The sequence below is a fragment of the Pseudomonas sp. PS02303 genome (genome assembly GCF_029959925.1).
GTDB classification, from domain to species: domain Bacteria; phylum Pseudomonadota; class Gammaproteobacteria; order Pseudomonadales; family Pseudomonadaceae; genus Aquipseudomonas; species Aquipseudomonas mandelii.
Window position 1 is genome coordinate 1 of record NZ_JASCOM010000396.1, and the last position, 3738, is coordinate 3738.

The window sequence follows — 3738 nt, forward strand, 5'->3', positions numbered from 1 at the left end:
GTACTGCACAGATATTGAAGGCTGGCTGAGTTCCATGTGGGAGCGACGCACCGTCGCTCCCACAGGGGGGATGCGTGCACAGAACCAATGTGGGAGCGGGATTGCTCGCGAAGTCGATTCAAGCGGCGAAGAAGTTCTTCGCCCGAAGCATCAAGCGCCGTGGCACTTCTTGAATTTCTTGCCGTTGCCGCATGGGCAAGGGTCGTTGCGGCCGACATCTTTCAGGGTGTTGCGCACCGGTTCCTGGTGGGCGTGGCCGCAGTTCGGGCCGTGGACATGGCCGTGGTCGTGATCATGGTGGTCGTGATGGTCGTGATGGTCATGATCGTGGTTGCAGTCAGGGCCATGGACATGGGGTTGCTGGGTCATCGGTTTTGCTCCGGAATTAAATCGGCGGGGATTATCACGCCATTGCGCGCCAGGTGCACGTAGTGCGCGATGAATAAACCGGTTTCCATTTCACCTTCCAGACGATAGGGGATGGGCTGATCGGGTTTTTTCAGCATTTTTACCAGGTCCCGCACCTTGGGCCACAGGTTGGTGCGAATCGGCACCTTGAAATAGGCGCTGCGTTTGGGGCCGACGGTGAACCAGTGTTCATGCTCGCCTTCGGCCAGCAGCATGTCGCCCAAGTGAATACGGTACTCGAGGCCGCGCACCGTCAGGTCGCTGTCATTGGGATTGTCGACGCGAAAGTGCAGGATGAATTTCTGCTCCAGCAGTTTGGCGCGGACCACTTCAACCTTCACCAGGTGCACCTGCGGGTCCGGCAGATCGTCTCCGAACCAGGACGCGCAGCCGCCGAGCCCCAGAAAGAGGAGCGAGGAGAAGAGAAAAAGTGCAAGGCGCCGGGTGATCATGGTCGTGTTTCTCCCTAGAACGCCAGTCTAGCCCTTTGGAATCACCTCACGCGCCGAAATACCCCGCGCAACACTTCTTGAATTTCTGCCCGCTGGCGCACGGGCAGGCATCGTTGCGTCCGGCCTTGAGTGGCACGGTGGGGTCGATGAAGTACCAGTGCCCGCCGTTCTGCACGAACGAGGAGCGCTCGCGGTGGCTGTGTTCACCACCACCGTCATGCCAGCGTGCGGTGAACGTGACGAATGCGTGTTCCGGTTGACCGCCCAATACCTCGGAGCTTTCCACCTCCAGACCCAGCCAGGTGCTTTGCGCGCTCCAGTCGCTGATGGACTGACGATCCAGGCCGGCCTGTTGCGCGGGCAGGGTGGTTGCCACCAGATAGTCGATCAAACCCAGCACATAGGCGCTGTAGCGCGAGCGCATCAAGGCTTCGGCGCACGGCGCCGGATGCCCGGCATGGTAATGGCCGCAGCAGGCATCGAGCAGGGTGCCGCTGCCGCAAGGGCAAATGGATGTACTCATTGCGTTACCACCAATATTTCCCGAAGTTTTCCGGATTGGCCCAGAACCGCGAGTTGAGCCAGTCGGGCACCTGTTTATAGTCAAGCAGATCGTAGGTGAACAGCGTCAGCACTTGTTCATCGCGCTGGAAGCGTTCACTGGCTTGCAAGGCCAGGGAAAAGAAATCCGTCTCCTGCCAGCCGCTGGCCGGCAAATCCGCCAGCACCGCAATGCGGCTGGCGTTCAGATTACGGATCCCGCCTAAAAGATTCAGACCGTCACGCTTTGGCAGGTGTTCAAGGCAATCGACCACCAGCGCCAGATCAAAGCGGCGCGCCGCCAGTTCGGCCGGCAGTGCACCCGGTGCCGCATGCGCCACGCAGCTGTCCGGGTGCGCAAGCTTGAACGCCTCAAGTGCGGGGAATTCGCTGGCGCCGATCAACAACAGGCGCGCGGGGGCGTATCGATCAAGCAAAGCGGCCAACGCCTGCTGGGGCGTGCGCGAAGAAATACCTGCAATCATCAGAGTTCCTCAAAAAGAGCACCAAGACTAGCCTGCCCAAACGTGCGGGCCTAGAGCGGGTTTGCGCCAAAATTGGCGAACGGCCGTGAACACAGGGCAAAACAGCAATGGCCTATTGCTGGCGGAGATTAAAACTCCGGTCTTTACTCCCTGAATCGGTTCTAAGCCGATCCCTCAGGAGAAAACTAGATGAGCATAGTTCGGACAGCATTACCCTTGGTTCTGCTAACCAGTGTGTTGACTGGTTGCGCAGGTTTGCAGAAAACCGACTGGCCGACCTGTGCGGGGGTCGGCGGTGTCATCGGTGCGGGTCTCGGTGCGACCGAGAGCTCGGCATGGGCTGGGTATGGCGCGCTGATCGTTGGCGGTACGGCGGCAGCGTATTGCTGGGTGCATGGCGATGGTGACGAAGACGGCGATGGTGTGCCGGACAGTCGCGACAAGTGTCCGGGTACGCCTCGAGGCGTGAAGGTCGATGCCGACGGCTGCCCTCCACCGGTACCTGCGCCAGTGGTCGAAGAAGTCGTGGTGGTCAAGGAAGAAGTCATTGTCATCCGCGATGTCCACTTCCAGTTCGACAAAGCCACACTCACGCCTTCCGATAAAGATGTACTCAACACAATCGCCACGCGCCTGAAACAGGAAGCCTCCACCGCTCAATTGACCGTGACCGGCCATACCGACAGCGTGGGCAGTGATACCTACAACCAGAAACTGTCGGATAAGCGTGCTCACTCGGTGGTTGAATACCTCATCCAGCAAGGCGTCCCACGCAGCAGCTTCGTGTCTGTGACCGGTGCCGGTGAAAGCCAGCCGGTGGCCGATAACAAAACCGCTGACGGCCGTGCGCAGAACCGTCGCACGGAAATCAAAATCAACCGCTAAGTCCCATCCGCTCCGCGGCTTGTGCAGTCGCGGATGCGGGTCTTTACTCCTGTGTAACCGGTATGGGCCGGTAACACAGGAGCTTTCACAATGAGCGTTCTCACAAGGACCGTCTTGCCGGTTCTGCTGCTAGGCAGCCTGTTGACCGGTTGCGCCACTCACAGCGATGGCACCGCCCCTCTCAATCAACGTACCTGGCCGATCTGCAGCCTCATCGGCGGACTGGTCGGCGGCGGTCTGGGCGCGATTGAAAGTGCCGGCTGGGCAGGCGGTGGCGCAGCACTCGGTATCTTGACCGGTGGCTTGATCTGTTACGCCCAGGATGGCGATGAGGACGAAGACGGCGTTTTCGATGGGCGTGATCGTTGCCCCGATACCCCGGCCAATACGCCTGTCGAACACCATGGTTGTCCGCTGCCGCAGTACCCGGCCAGCGTGAAACCTGTCGAAGTTGTTGAGCCCGAAGTCATCACGCTGCCCAGCGACGTGCTGTTTGCCTTCAACAAATCTGACCTGAGTCCCGCCGCGCAGAGTCAATTGGATTCGCTGATGTCCAAACTGCAATTCGCCGATGTGGTGAGCCTCAAGGTGATCGGTCATACCGACAGCGTCGGTTCGGATGAATACAACCAGGCACTTTCGGAGCGTCGCGCCAGCAGTGTGGCTGCTTATCTGTTGAGCCAGGGCATTGCGCCGAGCAAACTCACCAGCGAAGGCAAAGGCGAAAGCCAGCCGTTGGCCGACAACGAAACGGATGAAGGACGCGCGAAAAACCGTAGGGTGGAGTTACACATTAATCGCTAAGCCCCGTGATAGAGCCGTCGGACAACAGTGGCTGTTGATTCGACGGCCATTCGGCGGCCTTCATGAAGAATTTTCTGTTGCCCTCTGGCTTATCCCTCGCGGAAGCCGTTACTGTGCGCGCAAAGAATAATTCTCAACGGGGGGCGTATGAAGGTGTTTTGGGG

The 3738-nt window shown here is 59.3% G+C and carries 6 protein-coding genes; 2 read left to right on the top strand and 4 right to left on the bottom strand.

Features of this window, described 5'->3' with window-relative positions; genetic code table 11:
- Positions 1-150: 150 nt before the first annotated feature.
- From QMX98_RS33165 to QMX98_RS33180, 4 genes are read right to left on the bottom strand one after another with little or no spacing between them, the layout of a single operon-like run.
- A complete protein-coding gene (locus tag QMX98_RS33165; RefSeq protein WP_221108563.1) occupies positions 151-369 on the bottom strand; it encodes an SEC-C metal-binding domain-containing protein in 219 nt (72 codons plus the stop codon).
- Positions 366-860: an LEA type 2 family protein gene (locus QMX98_RS33170; protein ID WP_083374890.1), complete on the bottom strand. Its 495-nt coding sequence runs from the start codon at positions 858-860 to the stop codon at positions 366-368. The genes QMX98_RS33165 and QMX98_RS33170 overlap by 4 nt, the downstream gene beginning before the upstream one ends.
- A gap of 46 nt (positions 861-906) precedes the next feature.
- Complete coding sequence (locus QMX98_RS33175; RefSeq protein WP_083374889.1) at positions 907-1383, bottom strand: YchJ family protein; 477 nt, start codon at positions 1381-1383, stop codon at positions 907-909.
- A gap of 4 nt (positions 1384-1387) precedes the next feature.
- Entirely contained in the window at positions 1388-1885 is a 498-nt protein-coding gene (locus tag QMX98_RS33180; protein ID WP_010462634.1) for a DUF6231 family protein, read from the bottom strand.
- Positions 1886-2074: 189 nt separating this feature from the next.
- Between QMX98_RS33180 and QMX98_RS33185 the strand changes: the two genes are divergently transcribed.
- Both QMX98_RS33185 and QMX98_RS33190 read left to right on the top strand, forming a co-directional pair.
- Positions 2075-2770, top strand: a complete 696-nt coding sequence (locus QMX98_RS33185; RefSeq protein WP_282412013.1) for an OmpA family protein — start codon at positions 2075-2077, stop codon at positions 2768-2770.
- A 90-nt stretch (positions 2771-2860) separates the two neighbouring features.
- On the top strand, positions 2861-3574 hold the full coding sequence (locus QMX98_RS33190) for an OmpA family protein (RefSeq protein WP_282412014.1): 714 nt from the start codon (positions 2861-2863) through the stop codon (positions 3572-3574).
- Positions 3575-3738 lie beyond the last annotated feature (164 nt).